The organism is Streptomyces phaeoluteigriseus (assembly GCF_001896135.2).
In the GTDB taxonomy this organism is placed as follows: domain Bacteria; phylum Actinomycetota; class Actinomycetes; order Streptomycetales; family Streptomycetaceae; genus Streptomyces; species Streptomyces phaeoluteigriseus.
Map to the genome: position 1 here is coordinate 1 of NZ_MPOH02000075.1, position 1,290 is coordinate 1,290.

At 65.1% G+C, this 1,290-nt stretch carries 1 protein-coding gene and 1 pseudogene; one reads left to right on the top strand and one right to left on the bottom strand.

From position 1 onward, the window contains the following. A pseudogene (locus tag BM536_RS42020) lies at positions 1-635 on the top strand (ParB/RepB/Spo0J family partition protein); the annotation flags it as partial. 216 nt (positions 636-851) lie between these two features. Here the strand turns inward: BM536_RS42020 and BM536_RS38975 are convergent. Then, complete coding sequence (locus BM536_RS38975; RefSeq protein ID WP_211363031.1) at positions 852-1,139, bottom strand: hypothetical protein; 288 nt, start codon at positions 1,137-1,139, stop codon at positions 852-854. Between the last annotated feature and the right edge of the window lie 151 nt (positions 1,140-1,290).

Genomic DNA, 1,290 nt, shown 5'->3' on the forward strand with positions numbered 1-1,290 from the left:
CGCAGCGTCTCTCACTCCTTGGCCTGACCCCTGAGCTCCAGGCCCGCATCGGGGAAGAGCCTATTGATCTGCTGCGGGCCGTCGGAAACAAGCCTGCTGACGAGCAGGCGGCCGCCCTTGCTGAGCTGAAGTCAGAACGAGTCCGCAAGGAGGAGCAGAAGACCTCCGTGAGCGCGTCCCGGAGCCGTGAGGCAGCGGGGGAGCCCGTCCCTGCTGACATTGCGGAGCCTGATCCAGCTGGCGATCACGGCGTAATCACCAACGATGCACAGGTGGTTCAGGCGGGGGAGGTGCCGGAGGCTGCGGGTCTGAATGATTACGCCGTAATCACCGACGACTCGCAAGCCACTGCGACGGCTGCGGCCGACGAAGCACCCGGATCATCAGAGTCGATTCCTGAACCGCGTACAGACTCGTCCACGCCGGACACGGTCAGTACGGAGCCGCGCCTGAGGAAGGTGCCGTTTGACCGGCCCGGCGAGCTCGCGCTGCTCCTGGACACGAAGATCGAAAGTGACGACGCCTTCTTCACTCTGCTTCAGTTCCTGAGCACCAACGGCTTCAAGCGCGACCCACTTCGGATGGGTGAACTGGCACGGTCTCTCGCGGAACAGGCCACAGTCCGAGTCGGCTGACGCTGCTGCTGACGGTCCCGGGCCCTTGTTCCATGACAGGGGACGGGACCGTTTGTGCATGGATCGGGTCCCCCGACCTCAGATCGCCTGGGGGATACCCGACGGGAGCCGTCGACAGCAGGTGTCGGGTGTCAGTGAGCGGGTTCTGCCGAGGCTGCTGCACCGGATGTTGGGCACCACGCGCAGCCTGGGCATCGGTATGTCCGGTGGGATGCTTCATGGCACGCGGACGAAAGCGGAGCGCCCGGTGACGGGGTTGAGTAGGGCGACCTTCAGCGACACTTTGGCCACAGTCTGGATCCGTGACAGCCAGGTCTGATTGTGCACAAGAATCGTCAGGTCTGTCGGCCATCCGGCCAGAGCTTCCGGGTCAGGGCAGACGACACCGGTCAGCTTCCTGTCGCCGCCTTGCCATCTGGGCCGGGCGTGGCCGAGTAGCCCGTTGCCGTGGGCGTGGCTCTGTTCGCCGTAGAAGACGGCCTTGCCCGAGGCGGACCGGACCATCTGAGTGAATGGCTCCCACAGCGCGGCGTCGATCCCCGCGTACTGGAAGAAACCGGCCGGACGCCGGAGCTCTGCTTAGAGCGTCCGCCGATAGGCCGAGATGGCATGGGGGTGGGCACGGCGGGTGCGGCTTTCGTTGATCATGGAGTTC